Origin of the sequence: Ensifer sp. Root954, assembly GCF_001429005.1 — a bacterium.
In the GTDB taxonomy this organism is placed as follows: Bacteria; Pseudomonadota; Alphaproteobacteria; order Rhizobiales; family Rhizobiaceae; genus Ensifer; species Ensifer adhaerens.
This window is the reverse complement of sequence record NZ_LMJM01000052.1, coordinates 363,674-379,716: the sequence shown is the minus strand read 5'-3', so window position 1 is coordinate 379,716 and position 16,043 is coordinate 363,674. Positions and strand designations below refer to the sequence as shown.

General features: G+C 63.0%; 17 protein-coding genes. 10 read left to right on the top strand and 7 right to left on the bottom strand.

What is annotated here, in order from left to right; translation table 11 throughout:
• Positions 1-154 precede the first annotated feature (154 nt).
• Positions 155-1,729: a 2-polyprenylphenol 6-hydroxylase gene (gene ubiB, locus ASE71_RS32340; protein ID WP_060519731.1), complete on the bottom strand. Its 1,575-nt coding sequence runs from the start codon at positions 1,727-1,729 to the stop codon at positions 155-157.
• 5 nt (positions 1,730-1,734) lie between these two features.
• Positions 1,735-2,511, bottom strand: coding sequence for a bifunctional demethylmenaquinone methyltransferase/2-methoxy-6-polyprenyl-1,4-benzoquinol methylase UbiE (ubiE, locus tag ASE71_RS32335; protein WP_060519733.1), 777 nt, complete (start codon positions 2,509-2,511; stop codon positions 1,735-1,737).
• Positions 2,512-2,683: 172 nt separating this feature from the next.
• On the opposite strand from ubiE, the gene mutM reads away from it, so the two are divergent.
• The 4 genes from mutM (at position 2,684) to dnaA (ending at position 7,441) form a co-directional block, all read left to right on the top strand.
• Entirely contained in the window at positions 2,684-3,574 is an 891-nt protein-coding gene (gene mutM, locus ASE71_RS32330) for a bifunctional DNA-formamidopyrimidine glycosylase/DNA-(apurinic or apyrimidinic site) lyase (protein ID WP_060519735.1), read from the top strand.
• Positions 3,575-3,620: 46 nt separating this feature from the next.
• Positions 3,621-4,394: an enoyl-CoA hydratase gene (locus ASE71_RS32325; protein WP_060519737.1), complete on the top strand. Its 774-nt coding sequence runs from the start codon at positions 3,621-3,623 to the stop codon at positions 4,392-4,394.
• A 191-nt stretch (positions 4,395-4,585) separates the two neighbouring features.
• Positions 4,586-4,852, top strand: a complete 267-nt coding sequence (rpsT, locus tag ASE71_RS32320) for a 30S ribosomal protein S20 (RefSeq protein ID WP_034797494.1) — start codon at positions 4,586-4,588, stop codon at positions 4,850-4,852.
• Positions 4,853-5,995: 1,143 nt separating this feature from the next.
• The gene (gene dnaA / locus ASE71_RS32315; protein ID WP_060519887.1) at positions 5,996-7,441 is read left to right on the top strand and encodes a chromosomal replication initiator protein DnaA; all 1,446 of its coding nucleotides are present in this window, start codon (positions 5,996-5,998) and stop codon (positions 7,439-7,441) included.
• A 53-nt stretch (positions 7,442-7,494) separates the two neighbouring features.
• Here the strand turns inward: dnaA and gcvA are convergent, their stop codons facing one another.
• Entirely contained in the window at positions 7,495-8,439 is a 945-nt protein-coding gene (gene gcvA / locus ASE71_RS32310; RefSeq protein WP_060519739.1) for a transcriptional regulator GcvA, read from the bottom strand.
• 134 nt (positions 8,440-8,573) lie between these two features.
• Here gcvA and ASE71_RS32305 point away from each other — a divergent pair, with 134 nt between their 5' ends.
• The 6 genes from ASE71_RS32305 to ASE71_RS32280 all read left to right on the top strand — a co-directional run bounded on the left by ASE71_RS32305 (position 8,574) and on the right by ASE71_RS32280 (position 12,902).
• Positions 8,574-9,533 carry a DMT family transporter gene (locus ASE71_RS32305; RefSeq protein ID WP_234798723.1) on the top strand — a complete coding sequence of 320 codons (960 nt, stop codon included), beginning with the start codon at positions 8,574-8,576 and terminating at the stop codon, positions 9,531-9,533.
• 122 nt (positions 9,534-9,655) lie between these two features.
• Positions 9,656-10,030 carry a YciI family protein gene (locus tag ASE71_RS32300; protein WP_034797485.1) on the top strand — a complete coding sequence of 125 codons (375 nt, stop codon included), beginning with the start codon at positions 9,656-9,658 and terminating at the stop codon, positions 10,028-10,030.
• Entirely contained in the window at positions 10,027-11,298 is a 1,272-nt protein-coding gene (locus ASE71_RS32295) for an RNA polymerase sigma factor (RefSeq protein ID WP_034797482.1), read from the top strand. The genes ASE71_RS32300 and ASE71_RS32295 overlap by 4 nt, the downstream gene beginning before the upstream one ends.
• 87 nt (positions 11,299-11,385) lie before the next feature.
• Positions 11,386-11,781: a DoxX family protein gene (locus ASE71_RS32290; protein WP_034797480.1), complete on the top strand. Its 396-nt coding sequence runs from the start codon at positions 11,386-11,388 to the stop codon at positions 11,779-11,781.
• 27 nt (positions 11,782-11,808) lie between these two features.
• Positions 11,809-12,180, top strand: a complete 372-nt coding sequence (locus tag ASE71_RS32285; protein ID WP_060519741.1) for a DUF1801 domain-containing protein — start codon at positions 11,809-11,811, stop codon at positions 12,178-12,180.
• Between the two features lie 107 nt (positions 12,181-12,287).
• Positions 12,288-12,902 (top strand): glutathione S-transferase family protein, encoded by a 615-nt coding sequence (locus tag ASE71_RS32280; RefSeq protein WP_060519743.1) that lies wholly within the window; start codon positions 12,288-12,290, stop codon positions 12,900-12,902.
• Between the two features lie 28 nt (positions 12,903-12,930).
• Here the strand turns inward: ASE71_RS32280 and hemW are convergent, their stop codons facing one another.
• The 4 genes from hemW to rph all read right to left on the bottom strand — a co-directional run bounded on the left by hemW (position 12,931) and on the right by rph (position 15,990).
• The gene (gene hemW / locus ASE71_RS32275; RefSeq protein ID WP_060519745.1) at positions 12,931-14,115 is read right to left on the bottom strand and encodes a radical SAM family heme chaperone HemW; all 1,185 of its coding nucleotides are present in this window, start codon (positions 14,113-14,115) and stop codon (positions 12,931-12,933) included.
• An 82-nt stretch (positions 14,116-14,197) separates the two neighbouring features.
• Positions 14,198-14,842, bottom strand: a complete 645-nt coding sequence (rdgB, locus tag ASE71_RS32270; protein WP_060519889.1) for an RdgB/HAM1 family non-canonical purine NTP pyrophosphatase — start codon at positions 14,840-14,842, stop codon at positions 14,198-14,200.
• A 17-nt stretch (positions 14,843-14,859) separates the two neighbouring features.
• Entirely contained in the window at positions 14,860-15,255 is a 396-nt protein-coding gene (locus tag ASE71_RS32265) for a VOC family protein (RefSeq protein ID WP_060519747.1), read from the bottom strand.
• 15 nt (positions 15,256-15,270) lie between these two features.
• A complete protein-coding gene (gene rph, locus ASE71_RS32260; protein WP_034797469.1) occupies positions 15,271-15,990 on the bottom strand; it encodes a ribonuclease PH in 720 nt (239 codons plus the stop codon).
• Between the last annotated feature and the right edge of the window lie 53 nt (positions 15,991-16,043).

The following is a 16,043-nucleotide window of genomic DNA, read 5'->3' as shown; positions in this document are numbered from 1 at the left end:
CATTTCGCTTAAGTCAGCGCAACAGGTCTCCCGCACACCCCTGGGGTATGCGTGCAAAGCACCATGGTGAGAATAGAGCGATTATCCATGCGGGAAGGATAGCAAGCGTGGGTAGAAAGACAAGTCCGCCGCGCCGGTTCGGGCGCGGGCGGGATCAGGTCACCTGCCAGGCGATATAGACAAGCGTGGCGGCGATGAGCCACAGCGCGATGCGGCCGGAGCGCGTGTGTTTCGCTTCCGCCTTGCCGATCGCATGCGCGGTCTCGGCGTCGAAGCGCAGACCGTTTTCGCTCATCGCCATGATCTCGCTCGAAAACTTCTCCGTGCGGGCGGCGATTTCGGGCGCGGCTTCGGCCAGCCTCAGTGCGGCATGCAGGCCGTCGCGCAAATCGGTGACGATGCGCTTCGGTCCGAGATTGTCGCGGATCCACTTGCCGACGACCGGCTCGGAGGCCTTCCACATGTTGAAGCGCGGATTGAGCGTGCGTGCCACCCCTTCGACGACCACCATGGTCTTCTGCAGCATGACGAGCTCGGGGCGCGTCTGCATGTCGAAGAGCTCAGTGACCTCGAAGAGCAGCGTGAGCAGTTTCGCCATCGAAATGGTTTCGGCCGGCTGGCCGTGGATCGGCTCGCCGATCGCGCGGATCGCCTGGGCGAAACTCGCAGCATCGTGGTGCGAAGGGACATAGCCCGCCTCGAAATGCACGTCGGCCACGCGCTGGTAGTCGCGGGTGATGAAGCCGAAGAGGATCTCGGCCAGGAACCGGCGTTCCTTCTTGCCGAGGCGGCCGACGATGCCCATGTCGACGGCGACGATATGGCCGGCATCGTCGACGAAGAGATTGCCCTGATGCATGTCGGCATGAAAGAAGCCGTCGCGCAGGGTGTGGCGCAGGAAGGACTGGATCAGCACTTCGGCTAGAAGGTTGAGGTCGTGGCCTGCGGCCCTCAAGCCCTCGATGTCAGACATCTTGACGCCGTCGATCCACTCCATGGTGACGACGTCGCGCCCGGTCCGCTCCCAGTCGACCTTCGGCACGCGGAAGCCGGAATCGTCCTTGGTGTTCTCGCCAAGCTCGGAAAGGGCGGCTGCCTCCAGCCGAAGATCCATCTCGATCTTCGTCGTCTGTTCCAGCGTCTTGGTCACCTCGACCGGCTTCAGCCGGCGGGTGTAGGGCAGGAAACGCTCCTGCATGTGGCTGACGAGATACATCGCCTCGATGTCGGAGGCGAAGCGCTGCCGCACGCCGGGACGGATGACCTTGACCGCGACCTTCTCAGGGCCGCTGTCGCGCATCACGATCGCCGGGTGCACCTGAGCGATCGAGGCCGCGGCCATCGGCTCGGAAAACTCGGCATAGAGATCATCGACCGTCCGGCCGAGTGATCCCTCGATCGCGGCCTTCGCCTCATTCTGCGGGAAGGTCGCCATGCGGTCCTGCAACAGCGACAGGTCTGCGGCAAACTCCGCGCCAACGACGTCGGGGCGGGTTGCGAGGAACTGGCCGATCTTCACATAGGAGGGGCCAAGCCGGGCGACGGCGCGCGACAGCCGGTCGCTACGCTCCTCTCCCGGCACTCTGCGCCGCGCCAAAAGTCCGGCCGCCTTCTGGGCGAAACGGGCAAAGGGTGGCAGGTGCTCCGTCGGGACGGCCGAGACGACGCCTTCGCGCACGAGAACCCAGCCGATCCGCGCGAGGCGGATATATGCTCCAGGCGTGCTCATCGGGATCAGATTTTCCAGCCGGAATGCAGCGCTGCGATGCCGCCGGTGTAATTGGTGAAGCAGACGCGCGAGAAGCCCGCTTCCTTGATCATCGTCGCGAAGTCCTTCTGGTTCGGAAACTTGCGGATCGATTCCACCAGATACTGGTAGGGCGCTTCATCGCCGGTGATCAGCTTGCCGAACTTCGGGATAGCGTTGAACGACCAGGCATCATAGAAGCGGTCGAGCAGCGGCATCTCCACTTCGGAGAACTCCAGCACCAGCAACCGGCCGCCGCGCTTCAGCACCCGGTACGCCTCCTTCAGCGCCACGTCGATGCGCGGCACGTTGCGGATGCCGAAGGCAATCGTATAGGCGTCGAAGGTATTGGCCTCGAAAGGCAGGTCCTCGGCATTGGCCTCGACGAAATCGAGATTGGCGGAGAGCTTCTTCTTCTCGGCGCGCTCGGCGCCGACGGCCAGCATCGAGCCGTTGATGTCGAGCACCGTCGAATGCGCCTTGCGGTCGGAGGCTTCGATGATGCGGAAGGCGATATCGCCGGTGCCGCCGGCAACGTCGAGCGTCCTGTAGCCCTCGCGGCGTGGCGGGTTGAGGGCCGCGATCATCGCATCCTTCCAGGCGCGGTGCAGGCCGGCCGACATCACGTCGTTCATGATGTCGTAACGCTTGGCCACCTTGTGGAAGACGTCGTTGACGAGCGGCTGCTTCTCGCCCGTGCCGACGTTGCGGAAACCGAAAGATGTTTCCATGCCGCCATCGGCCGATACGCGCTGATCCGTCATACGAAGAACTCCACCTGAACCAATTTTTCCGGCACCATAGCGAAAAGGCCCGTCACACGCTATCTCGTGGGCGGGACTGCGGCTGCGGCATAGCGCACCCCTATAGGATAAGAAGGCCGCCAAGGAAATGCCAACCACCGCATCCGGTGGCTGAGATCGAAGGAGTGCGTTCATGCCGGAGTTGCCCGAGGTCGAAACCGTCAAGCGCGGCCTCGCGCCGACCATGGAAGGCGCGCTGCTCGTGAATGCGGAATTGCGCCGGCCGGATCTGAGGTTTCCCTTCCCGGAGAATTTCTCCTCGACCGTTGCCGGCCAGCGCATCGTCTCGCTGTCGCGCCGCGCCAAGTATCTGATGATCGATCTGGAAGCCGGCGACGTGATCATCGCCCATCTGGGCATGTCCGGTTCCTTCCGCATCGAGGCGGGGCCGGCGGCAACAACGCCCGGCGAATTCCACCATCCGCGCGGCAAGGATGAAAAGCACGATCACGTCATCTTCCATCTCGACGGTGCGCAAGGCCCGGTGCGGGTGATCTACAACGACCCGCGCCGCTTCGGCTTCATGGACCTTGCTCGCCGCGACACGGTGGCGAGCCACGCCTATTTCCGCGCCCTCGGCGAGGAGCCGACCGGAAACGTGCTCGATGCCGCCTATCTCGCCGCACGCTTTTCCGGCAAGGCGCAACCGCTGAAGGCGGCGTTGCTTGACCAGAAGAACATCGCCGGTCTCGGCAATATCTATGTCTGCGAGGCGCTCTGGCGCTCGCACCTGTCGCCGCTGAAACCGGCCGGCGCGCTCGTCGACAAGCGCGGCAAGCCGAAGGAAGGGCTCGTGCGCCTGACGGATGCGATCCGCGAGGTCATCGCCGATGCCATTGCCGCCGGCGGATCGTCGCTGAAGGACCATATCCAGGCCGACGGCTCGCTCGGTTACTTCCAGCACTCCTTCTCCGTCTATGACCGCGAAGGACAGGCTTGCCGCACGCCCGGCTGCGACGGTACGGTCGCCCGCATCGTGCAGGCGGGACGCTCAACCTTCTATTGCCCGCACTGCCAGAAATGAACGCCAGTCCGTGAGCGGTCTGGTGCATGAACCGGAGGAAACAGAAATGACCTACGAAACGCTGTTGGTCGAAACACGCGGCCGCGTCGGCCTGGTGACGCTCAATCGTCCGCAGGCGCTGAATGCGCTGAACTCGACCGTGATGCGCGAGCTTGCTGCGGCGCTGAAGGCCTTCGACGCCGACAAGGAGATCGGCGCCGTGGTCCTCGCCGGCTCGGAGAAGGCGTTTGCCGCCGGTGCCGACATCAAGGAGATGCAGACGCTCGATTTCGTCGACAGCTATCTCGGCGACTTCATCGGCGGCTGGGACCAGGTGGCGGCAGCTCGCAAGCCTTTGATCGCTGCCGTTTCCGGCTACGCGCTTGGCGGCGGCTGCGAGCTGGCGATGATGTGCGACTTCATCATTGCGTCCGAGACCGCGAAGTTCGGTCAGCCGGAAATCACCCTCGGCGTCATTCCCGGCATGGGCGGCTCCCAGCGCCTGACGCGCGCCGTCGGCAAGGCGAAGGCCATGGACCTGGTGCTGACCGGCCGGATGATGGATGCGGCCGAGGCAGAACGCGCGGGACTCGTTTCGCGTGTGGTGGCGCCGGAGAAATTGATGGAGGAAGTGCTCACCGCTGCCGAAAAGATCGCCTCCTTCTCGCTGCCCGCGGTGATGATGGCCAAGGAGGCCGTAAGCCGCTCGCTGGAGCTGACGCTTGCCGAAGGCCTGCGTTTCGAGCGTCGGCTCTTCCACTCGCTGTTTGCGACCGAAGACCAGAAGGAAGGCATGGCCGCCTTCGTCGCCAAGCGCAAACCGGAGTTCAAACATCGCTAGCCCAGAGCACGGCGTGCAGATTCTGGAAATTGCGCGTTGACGGGGCGGCGGTTTCCCGCTATACGCCGCCCTCAGTTTGGAACGCCATTCTGGGCTTTCCGGAAATACTCCCGAATTGCTTTGATGACAGGTCGCAGTGACCCGGCACGGCGAGGGGCGGAGTTCATGTCAGTTTTCGAAGAGAGGCACAAATGGCCAATACAACTTCGGCGAAAAAGGCGACCCGCAAGATCGCACGCCGCACCGCAGTGAACAAGGCCCGTCGTTCGCGCGTTCGCAACTTCATCCGCAAGGTGGAAGAAGCGATTGCAACCGGCGACCAGGCAGTTGCAGCCGCAGCGCTCAAGGCAGCTCAGCCCGAGCTGATGCGCGCAGCCACCAAGGGCGTCCTGCACGCCAACACTGCATCGCGCAAGGTTTCGCGTCTTGCACAGCGCGTAAAGTCGCTTTCGGCCTAATCCGGCTAAGAAAAATCTGTTAATCGAGAGCCCGGCCCTTGCGCCGGGCTTTTCGGATTCATACTTCTGTCATCGCGATGGTTAATCTGGCGGCTTGGGCTTATGTCAGTGCGATGACAAGATTTATATAATTATTTCAATGGCTTGTGAGAGGTCCTTATCAAAAGGATGTCTCTGACTGGGGGTCCGTTCGGCCCATTCTGAGTCAAGCGAATTTTTATTTTTTTTCTTTTTCGCCAGCTAAGCAAAGAGCGAAAAATCAAAACCCTTGATTCAACAGGGATTCTTCTCGGACTCGGAATGCGGCAAGCAAATGGCGGCCGGAGAGTCAACGGCCAGCGCTTAAGGTTGCGTAAAAATCGCGATTGATCTTGCCCATCGATCCTGCCTAAATGCCCTCCACAGGGGACACGGACCACATCTGTAAAAAGAAGCAAAAGAGGCCATTTCGAAGAAATGGTTTCGATGTTTCTGTCCTTTGTATCAGGGCGGCTCCGCGTCGTTCAATCAGACAAGTCGAAGGTGAAAAAACCGGATGGTTCATACCACTCCGGACGGGAAACTTTCGTCCTGTGATTGTGAGGCGGCCATCTGCAGCACCTGCGTCCGGTCGGACGCCTAGAGGTCGCTGCGGCGCTTTGACGGCTGCCTGTCTTGCCCTTTGATCGGCTACGACAAAGGAAACATGCAGGAGGCCTCGATGGAGGGTGCAAGCGGCGCCCGACGCGAGGCCAAGGTCCAACGCGCGGCTCATCGCTTCGTACGAGGGTGCGACGAGCTGTTGACGAGGAGGAGGATCCGGTACGGCGCGGGAGCGCGTCGAAGGGATTGTTGACGAGAGGCGCGAGGGGACATCCTCCGGCCCAGCAGGGCAGGTGGGTGCGCGTAGCGCGCAGCGAGGCGGGAGATGAGGAGCCCGGCGTCGTCTGCGACTGTGACGTTCGGCGAAAGCGGCATGGCCCATACGGGCGCCGCGGTCGACGGACATAAGAGATGAGGCCGGCAGCGATGACGGCATCTGAACATGAATTGGAAGGCGGCAAAATGCAGATGAATTTGGTGACGGCGGGCGCACTTCAGAAAGAAGGAGACGCATTTCAAGCCGGAAGCAATCTATCTCAGGCGGCGGGGGAAAAAACCGACATGAGGCACGACGCACTGTTCGAGCGGGTAAGTGCGCGTCTCAAAGCTCAAGTCGGTCCGGATGTCTTTGCAAGCTGGTTTGGGCGTCTGAAGCTCCATTCCGTATCCAAGAGCGTTGTGCGCCTTTCGGTGCCGACCACGTTCCTGAAGTCCTGGATCAACAACCGTTATCTTGACCTCATCACCTCGATCTTCCAGCAGGAAGACGGCGAGATCATGAAGATCGAGATCCTGGTGCGCACGGCAACCCGTGGCGCCCGTCCGACCACCCAGGAAGAAGCGCTGCCGCAGGCGGCAGAAGCAGCTCCGGCTCAGCCCGCGCGCCGTCCGGCCGCAGCCCAGCCGGTGGCAACCGTTGCCGCGGCGACTGTCGCAAGCATGCAGAGGCCGACCCAGGCGCCGCTCTTCGGCTCGCCGCTCGACCAGCGCTACAATTTCGAAAACTTCGTCGAGGGTTCCTCGAACCGTGTGGCGCTTGCCGCCGCCCGGACGATTGCGGAAGCCGGCGCCGGTGCGGTGCGGTTCAACCCGCTCTTCATCCATTCGAGCGTCGGTCTCGGCAAGACGCACCTTCTGCAGGCGATTGCCATCCAGGCGCTGCAGAGCGCGCGTGCGCCGCGCGTCGTCTACCTGACGGCCGAATACTTCATGTGGCGTTTCGCCACCGCGATCCGCGACAACGACGCACTGTCCTTGAAGGAGTCGCTGCGCAACATCGATCTCCTGATCATCGACGACATGCAGTTCCTGCAGGGCAAGTCGATCCAGCATGAGTTCTGCCACCTGCTGAACATGCTGCTCGATTCCGCCAAGCAGGTCGTCGTCGCAGCCGACCGCGCACCGTGGGAACTGGAATCGCTCGACAGCCGCGTTCGTTCGCGTCTCCAGGGCGGCGTCGCCATCGAGATGGACGGCCCGGACTACGACATGCGCCTGGAAATGCTGAAGCGTCGCCTGGACACGGCGCGTCAGGACGACGGTTCGCTCGACATTCCCGGCGAAATCCTGAGCCATGTGGCACGCAACGTGACCGCCAGCGGCCGCGAACTGGAAGGTGCCTTCAACCAGCTCCTATTCCGCCGCTCATTCGAGCCGCAGCTCTCGCTCGAGCGCGTCGATGAATTGCTCGGCCACCTCGTCAACGCCGGCGAACCCCGCCGCGTGCGCATCGAGGACATCCAGCGCGTCGTCGCCAAGCACTACAACGTCTCGCGCCAGGAGCTCGTCTCCAACCGCCGCACCCGTGTCATCGTCAAGCCGCGCCAGATCGCGATGTATTTGTCGAAGACGCTGACGCCGCGCTCCTTCCCGGAGATCGGCCGTCGCTTCGGCGGACGCGACCACACGACCGTGCTGCACGCCGTGCGCAAGATCGAGGAGTTGATCTCGGGCGACACCAAGCTCAGCCATGAGATCGAGCTGCTGAAGCGCCTGATCAACGAATAGTCGAGCCGCATTGCCGCAAAAAAAAAGCCCGGGTTCGCCCGGGCTTTTTTATTTTACCGGACCGCTTTCAGTGCCGGCCGCGGCGGACGCTTCGTCGCCGCATTCCCCACACCCTGCTCGGCTCGTGCCTGTTCGATGATCCAGGCGCGAAAAGCCGTGACCGGCGGGCGGTCGAGTGCGGCCGGCGGGTAGACGAGATGGTAGGCAAGCCCGGTCATCACGCCCTCAGGGAAGGGGGCTTCCAGCACACCCTCCGCAAGCTCGCGCGTGACCAGCGACAGGCGCACCAATGCAACGCCGTCGCCGGCCTTGGCCGCCTCGATCGCGCCGTTGCTGTTGACGAAGACCGGCCCTCGCCCGGCGTCCACCCCGTCGGCGCCCGCCGCATCCAGCCACAGCCTCCAATCCTGCCGATGGACGTCGTGCAAGAGCACATGCGCGGCAAGCTGACCCGGCATGTCGAGTGGGTTCCTGGCCCGTAGGGCCGGGTGAAGCACCGGCACCGGGTCGTCATCGATCAATCGTTCGCTCACAAGACCGTCATAGCGGCCAAGCCCATGACGGATGGCGATGTCGACCCCATCGCTGTTGAAGTCGGTCAGCCGATTGGTGGTGCTGATGCGCACGTCGATGCCGGGCACCTGTAACTCGAAGGCGCCGATGCGCGGCACCAGCCACTGCGCGGCAAAGGTGGGCGTGCAGCTGACCGTCAGCACCGGCGCACGCTTGCGCGCCGTCAGTTCCTCGGTCGCCTCGCGCATCATTCGGAACGCGCGCCTGAGCGTTGCGAAATAGGTGCTGCCGTCCTCCGTTAGCGCCAACTGTCTCGGCCGGCGCTCAAACAGCGTCACTGCTAACGCCTGCTCCAGTTCGCGCACCTGCAGGCTGACGGCGCCAGGCGTCACGTTCAGTTCTTGCGCGGCCTTGGTAACGCTTAGATGTCGCGCGGTGGCCTCGAAGGCGCGAAGCGAGGCAAGCGAAGGAAGGTATGTCGACATGGTTTAGCCAAACTCAATCATGTGGCGAGAAATGATCGTTTGTTCGAAGCTCAATATCCTGAGAATAATGGCACAAAGTCAAGATGGTCGATGCCATCACGGTTTAGCCTGACAAACAAACGAGGGTTAAGGCAATGACACAAGCAACGCAGGCCAAGGTCATGGGCGCCCGGGAATGGGGCATGTTGATCCTGCTCTCCATTCTGTGGGGCGGCTCCTTCTTCTTCATCGGCGTCGCCGTCAAGGCGTTGCCTCCGGTCACGATCGTGGCGCTCCGCGTCAGTCTCGCGGCGCTCGCGCTGCTCGCCTTCGTTCGACTGATGGGACTGTCGATGCCGCGCGACCCGCGCGTGTGGTTGGCTTTCTTCGGGATGGGGCTGCTCAACAATCTCATCCCCTTCTCGCTGATCGTCTGGGGGCAGACGCATATCGCAAGCGGCCTTGCCTCGATCCTCAACGCCACCACGCCGCTGTTCGGCGTGATCGTCGCGCATCTCCTGACCGATGACGAGAAGCTGACAGCCAACCGGTTTGCAGGCGTCGTCGTCGGCTTCCTCGGGGTTGCGATGATGATTGGCCCGGCAGCGCTCGGTGGGCTCGGTTCGAACCTGCTTGCCCAGGTCGCCGTGCTCGGCGCAGCGCTCTCCTATGCGCTCGCCGGTGTCTTTGCCCGCCGCTTCAAGCGCATGGGCGTGGTGCCGATCGTGACTGCGACCGGTCAGGTCTCGGCCGCAAGCATCATGCTGGTCCCGCTGTCGCTGCTGATCGATCATCCCTGGACGCTTCCCATACCCGGCTTCGACGTCTGGGCGGCGATCGTCGGCATCGCGCTGATTTCCACGGCGCTCGCTTACGTCCTGTTCTTCCGCATCCTGGAAACGGCCGGTGTCACAAACCTGATGCTGGTGACCTTCCTGATCCCGGTCAGCGCCATCCTGCTTGGCGCTTTGTTCCTCGGCGAAACGCTGGAACTCAAGCACTTCCTGGGCATGACCTTGATCGCGGCCGGTCTGGCGGCGATCGACGGGCGGCTTCTGCGCCTCTTTTCCCGGCCGGCCATCGACACCAAGTTAGAGTGCCGCGACAACGCTTGAGCATTTCTGATTTGCACGCATTGCGGGCCGGTGGGCGAAAGCACCACCGGCCCTGTTTTTTTCATCCGGGTTGTCGGCTATTGCTTGCCGCCACCGTCTTTGTTTCAGGAGCTGGAGTTCCGATGCTTTACGCCGTGTTTTGCTACAATCAAGAAGATGTCACGAACGCCTGGACCAAGGAGCAGGACGAAAAAGTCATGCATGATCTGTTGGCCGTACAGAGCAAATATGCGGAGGCAGGCCGGCTTGGGCCGGTGGCGCGCTTGATGCCGACGACGGCGGCGACGACGCTCCGGCACAGTCACAGCGAGACGATCGTAATCGATGGCCCGTTTGCCGAGACGAAAGAGCAACTGCTCGGTTTCTATGTCATCGACTGTGCGTCTCTCGATGATGCGCTCGAGTTCGCCCGTGATCTGAGTTCTGCCAATCCGGCCGCCGGCTCCTATGAAATCCGTCCTCTTGCCATCTACAAACCCAGTGAGCTTGCTTCATGACAGACACAGCCTGGATAGACCTCGCTCTCGTTTCGGCCCGGCCGCAGGCCGTGGGCGCGCTGTTGCGCTATTTCCGCAACCTCGACACTGCCGAAGAAGCGTTTCAGGAGGCCTGTATCCGGGCTTTGAAGACCTGGCCGAAGAGCGGCCCGCCGCGCGACCCCGCCGCCTGGCTGATCTTCGTCGGCCGCAACAGCGGCATCGACAAGGTGCGCCGCCAGTCCCGCGAGACGGCGCTGCCGCCGGAGGAAATTCTTTCCGACCTCGAGGATCAGGAGGGCGCGCTCGCCGACCAGCTCGACGGCTCCCACTATCGCGACGACATTCTTCGCCTGCTGTTCGTCTGCAGCAATCCGGCGCTGCCGGCAACGCAGCAGATCGCGCTGGCGCTGCGCATCGTCTCGGGCCTTTCGGTCAAGCAGATCGCCCGCGCCTTCCTCGTCAGCGAGGCGGCGATGGAACAGCGGATCACGCGGGCCAAGTCGCGTGTCGCGGCCGCCGGCCTTGCCTTCGAGACCCCGGATGCGGCCGACCGGTCAGATCGGCTCGCCGCCGTCGCCACGATGATCTACCTCGTCTTCAACGAGGGCTATTCGGCGATGAACGGCCCGGAAAGCGTCTCGGCCGACCTGTGCCAGGAGGCGATCCGGCTCGGACGCCTGCTGCTTCAGCTTTTCCCGGCCGAGCCGGAGATCAAGGGGCTGACGGCGCTCATGATGATCCAGCATTCGCGGGCGCGCGCCCGCTTCGACGCCGATGGCGCCGTCATCCTGCTTGATGACCAGGACCGCAGCCTGTGGGACCGCTCGCTGATCGACGAGGCCTTGGCGCTGATCGACAGGGCGATGCAGTACCGCCAACCGGGCGCCTACCAGATCCAGGCGGCGATCGCGGCGCTGCATGCCCGCGCCGAGCGTGCGGATGAGACCGACTGGGCGCAGATCGACCTGCTCTACCAGGCGCTCGAGCGGCTGCAGCCCTCTCCGGTGATCACGCTCAATCGCGCAGTGGCGGTTTCGAAGCGTCAGGGGCCGGAAGTCGCGCTGGCGATGATCGCGCCCTTGGCGGAAAAGCTCTCCGGCTATTTCTATTTCCATGGCTTGAGCGGCCATCTCCTGAAGCAGCTCGGCAAGGTCCGCGAGGCGCGTGTGGCCTTCGACCATGCGATTGCGCTTGCGACCAACGCGGCCGAATGCGCTTACATCCGCATGCAGCTCGACAAGCTCGATGAAACGCCTGGTATCGAGATCTCCGAAAGAAAAATCTGACGGTGCCTGTCGGGATCCCTCATGCGCTTTCGTCCTTGGACCGAGAACGAAATCCAAGGAGAGAAATCAGTGACCACCAGCCTCGTTATGCCCGCCCCAACGGCAAAGTCGATCATCCTCGGCCGCTTCCTCAGCGGCGTGCTAGTCGCCTTCCTGATTTTCGATGCCGTCATCAAGCTTGTGCCGCTTGCTGTCGTCACCGAAACCATGGTCGCGCTCGGCTATTCCGCCGACCAGGGTCTGGCGCGGCTGCTCGGCATTCTCACATTGTTGTGCACGGTGCTCTATGTGATCCCGCGCACCTCGATCCTCGGCGCCATTCTGCTCACCGGCTATCTCGGCGGGGCGATGGCGACGCATCTGCGGGCCGGCAGCCCGCTCTTCACCCATCTGCTTTTCGGCTTCTATCTCGGCGTGATCGCCTGGGGCGGCCTCTGGCTTCGGGATCCGCGGCTGCGCGCCCTCATTCCCTTCAGCAACTGACAGAAACGGAGCGCTCGAAAGACGACCATGACCAAAACAGTCAACGACTACATTGCCGGCCTCTCCGGTGTCCCGGCCGACGTGGCGAAGCGCCTGCATGGTGCCCTCCTGGCCACAGGCGCGCTCAATGACGCCGTCAAATGGGGCCATCCCATCTATGAGGCCGGCGGCGCGGTCTGTCTGCTCAAGGGGGCAAAGGATTACGTGACCTTCGGTTTCTGGCGCGGCGCCGAGATGCTTGATCTCGACGCACGCCTGGAGAAGGGCGGCGGCAAGGGCGACATGGCCTATATTCGCCTGCGCACCACCGATGACGTGGACGACGCTCAGGTCGCCCGGCTGGTGGCTAGGGGCATCGAGCTCAACCGGCTGAAGGGCGATCCGATGAAAGCCGCCTAGACGAAACAAACTTGCATCGTGGCCGAAGAAACAGAGCGCCTTTATCGGCTGCGATGCAATATCTCTTCACGGGAACAGGAATTCACGCCAGATCCCGCGAGGCAGCCATGATCCTCTACTATCAAACCCACTCTCCCTTCGCCCGCAAGGCGCTTGTCTTTGCTCACGAGATCGGCCTTGCCGACCGGCTGAAAGTCATCCACCACGAGACGAGCCCAACGCGGCGCAACGACGAGGTCTATGCCGAAAACCCGCTCGGCAAGGTTCCGGTGCTGTTGCGTGAGGGCGAAGAGCCGATCTTCGACAGCGATGTCATCTGCGCCTATTTCGATACCCTACATGAGGGACGCAAGCGGATTCCCGAGGTCGGCGAACCTCGATGGCGGGCGCTGCGCATGCAGTCGGTGGCGCAGGTTCTTGCCCAGACCGGGATCGGCTTGCGCTGGGAGTGGGAGAGGCGCCCCGAACATCTGCGCTATCCGGAACTCGCCAAGGGCTACGAAGAAAAGATCGAGGCGACCTACGATTGGCTGGAGCAGACGTTATCGCCCGAGGAAGACGTGGATATCGGGCAGATCGCGCTGGCGACGGCACTGTCCTGGATGGCGTTTCGCAACCTGCCGTCGTTTCGCAACCGTCCGAGGCTGACCCGCTGGTTCGATGCATTCGAAGGCCGGCCGTCGATGCAGGCCACGCCGCTGTCAGGTGAAACGTTCGATTGAGTCTGTAGCCGGCGAAGACCGCCTGCCCTCAGGGGCAGGCGAGATCAGCGACCACGGCGTCGAGGATCAGCATGCCGGCCGGCGTGCAGCGCAGACGCGAATTGCCCAGCCGCTCGATGAAGCCGTGATCGATCAGGAACTGCTCGCGCTCCGGGTCCGGGTCGCGGCCGGACAGCGTCTGCCATCGCGCCAAGTCGACGCCTTCCTTGAGGCGCAGACCCATCAGCAACAACTCGTCGGACTGTGCTTCGAGATCGAGGGATTCCCGCTCGATCATGCCGTGACCATGGGTCTCGACGAGCCGCAGCCATTCCTCCGGCTTGCGCTCCGTAGAGGTAGCGATCTTGCCATTGCCGATGCCCAGGCGCCCGTGGGCGCCCGGGCCGATGCCGGCATAGTCGCCGTAGCGCCAATAGGTGAGGTTGTGCCGGCTCTCGGCGCCCGGGCGGGCGTGGTTTGAAACCTCGTAGGCCGGCATGCCGATGGCGGCGGTAATGTCCTGCGTCGCCTCGTAAAGCACTGCCGACTGCTCGCCATCAGGCACGATCAGCTTGCCGGCCTTGTGCAGGCCGTAAAAGGGCGTGCCCTCCTCGATCGTCAGCTGGTAGAGCGACAGATGGTCGACCGCGTAGGAGACGGCTTCCTTCAGCTCACGCTCCCATTCTTCGACCGTCTGGTTCGGACGGGCATAGATCAGGTCGAAGGACATGCGCGGGAAGATCTCGCGCGCCAGCCGGATCGCCTTCAGCGCGTCCTCGACATTGTGCAGCCGTCCGAGGAACTTCAGATCGCGGTCGTTCAGCGCCTGGACGCCGAGCGAGACGCGATTGACACCGGCAGCGCGGTAGCCGTGGAAACGCGTCGCTTCGACGCTCGACGGGTTGGCCTCCATGGTGATTTCGATGCCCTCGGGCACATGCCAATGGCGAGCGATGCCCTGGAGGATGGCGTCGACCGTCGACGGCTCCATCAAGGACGGCGTGCCGCCGCCCATAAACACGCTGGTGACCGTGCGCGGGCCGGAGAGTTCGCGCACCTCTTCCATTTCCTTAAGGAAAGCTGCAACGAAACGCGGCTGGTCCACCGGCTGGTGGCGCACATGGCTGTTGAAGTCGCAATAGGGGCACTTGGCCGCGCAGAACGGCCAATGCACGTAGACCCCGAAACCGGGGTCCATGCCGTCACCGATCGCCGATAGCGTGGCAGTTTGCATTATTGCGTCTCTCATGGTCACTTTCAGTAGAGAGCGGGATGCGGGCGGAAAACCGCACGCACTTTTCCTCATCCCGCTCAGATCAGGCTCCGAGGCAGGTCTCGGCAAAGATCTTGAAGGCGCGGGCGCGGTGCGACAGAGCCTCTTCGTCACCCGGTTTCCAGCCGTGTTTCTCGTCGGCGCTCATCTCGCCGAAGGTGGTCTCGTAGCCCTTGGGCTGGAACACCGGATCGTAGCCGAAGCCCTGGCCGCCGCGCGGCGGCCAGACGACGAAACCTTCGACCTCGCCGCGGAAGAGCTCGACATGACCGTCCGGCCAGGCAAGGCAAAGAACCGAGACGAAACGGGCGGTGCGCTCGGAAGGCGTTTTGGCGCCTTTCTCCTGCAGCGCATCTTCGACCTTCTGCATGGCCATGGCGAAGTCGCGGCTGCCATCTTCGCGCTCGGCCCAGTTGGCCGTATAGACGCCGGGCGCTCCATCGAGCGCGTCGATCGCGAGACCAGAATCGTCCGCAAGTGCCGGCAGGCCGGAGGCCTTGGCCGAGGCGAGCGCCTTGATCGCGGCGTTCTCCTCGAAAGTGGTGCCGGTCTCGTCGGGCTCGATGAAGTTGAGGTCTGCGGCCGACTTCGCCTCGAAGCCGAGCGGGCCGATGAGATCGCGGATTTCGCGGATCTTGCCGGCGTTGTGGCTGGCGACGATCAGCGTCTTGTTGTCCAGTTTGCGCATGGTGTCTCGTTTCGTGTTCATTCGATGGACCAGAGGCCCGGTTCCGCACATTCAAGGCTGTTGCCGGCCGGGTCGCGGAAATAGAAGGACCGCGCCCCGTTCGGCCAGCGGGTGTCCGCTTCGATCGCGATGCCCGCCGCTTCCAGTTTCGCCTTCCAGGCGTCCAGTGCTGCGGCGGAAACCCGGAAGCACATGTGGCCCTGGCCGCTCGTGCCGTGCGGGATCGGCGGCTTCAGCGTTTCGGCCGGATTGAAAATCAGAAGCACGCCCGGTCCGCAGCGATAGAAGACGTGGCGGTTGCCGGCACGCGTGATCTTTTCGAGCCCGAGAATGCCACCGTAGAAGGCCTCGGCGGCATCGAGATCACCCACGTAAAGGGCGGTCTCGAGAATGCCTTCCAGCGCCGGGGCCATCTTGACGTTCCTTCCTCAGCCGGCGATCGCCTGCTTCTGCAGCGCGACCAGTTCGGCAATGCCGGTCTTGGCAAGGCCCATCAGGCTCGCGAATTCCTCTTCCGAGAACGGCTTGCCTTCGGCCGTGCCCTGGATCTCGACGATGCCGCCGGAGCCGGTCATGACGAAGTTGGCGTCGGTCTCGGCAGCGGAATCTTCGAGGTAATCGAGATCGATCACCGACTGGTTGGCGAAGATGCCGCAGGAAATGGCGGCGACATGATCCTTCAGGACCTTCTCGACCTTGACCATGTTGCGGGCTTCCATCCACTTCAGGCAGTCGTGGAGCGCGATCCAGGCGCCGGTGATCGAGGCAGTGCGCGTGCCGCCATCGGCCTGGATGACGTCGCAGTCGATCGAGATCTGGCGTTCGCCGAGCGCCGGCAGATCGACCACGGCGCGCAGCGACCGGCCGATCAGCCGCTGGATTTCCTGGGTGCGGCCGCTTTGCTTGCCGCTGGCAGCCTCGCGTCGCATGCGCTCGCCGGTGGCGCGCGGCAGCATGCCGTATTCCGCCGTCACCCAGCCCTTGCCGCCATTGCGCAGCCAGGCCGGAACCTTTTCCTCAAGGCTTGCAGTGCACAGCACATGCGTGTCGCCGAACCGCACCAGACAGGAGCCTTCCGCATGCTTGGAAAAATTGCGCTCGAAAGAAACCTTGCGCATTTGATCGGTTTTTCTGCCGGATGGCCGCATCGTCAACTCCTATCGTATCTCGTGAGCCTTCTACTGCATAATTCCCTAAATCG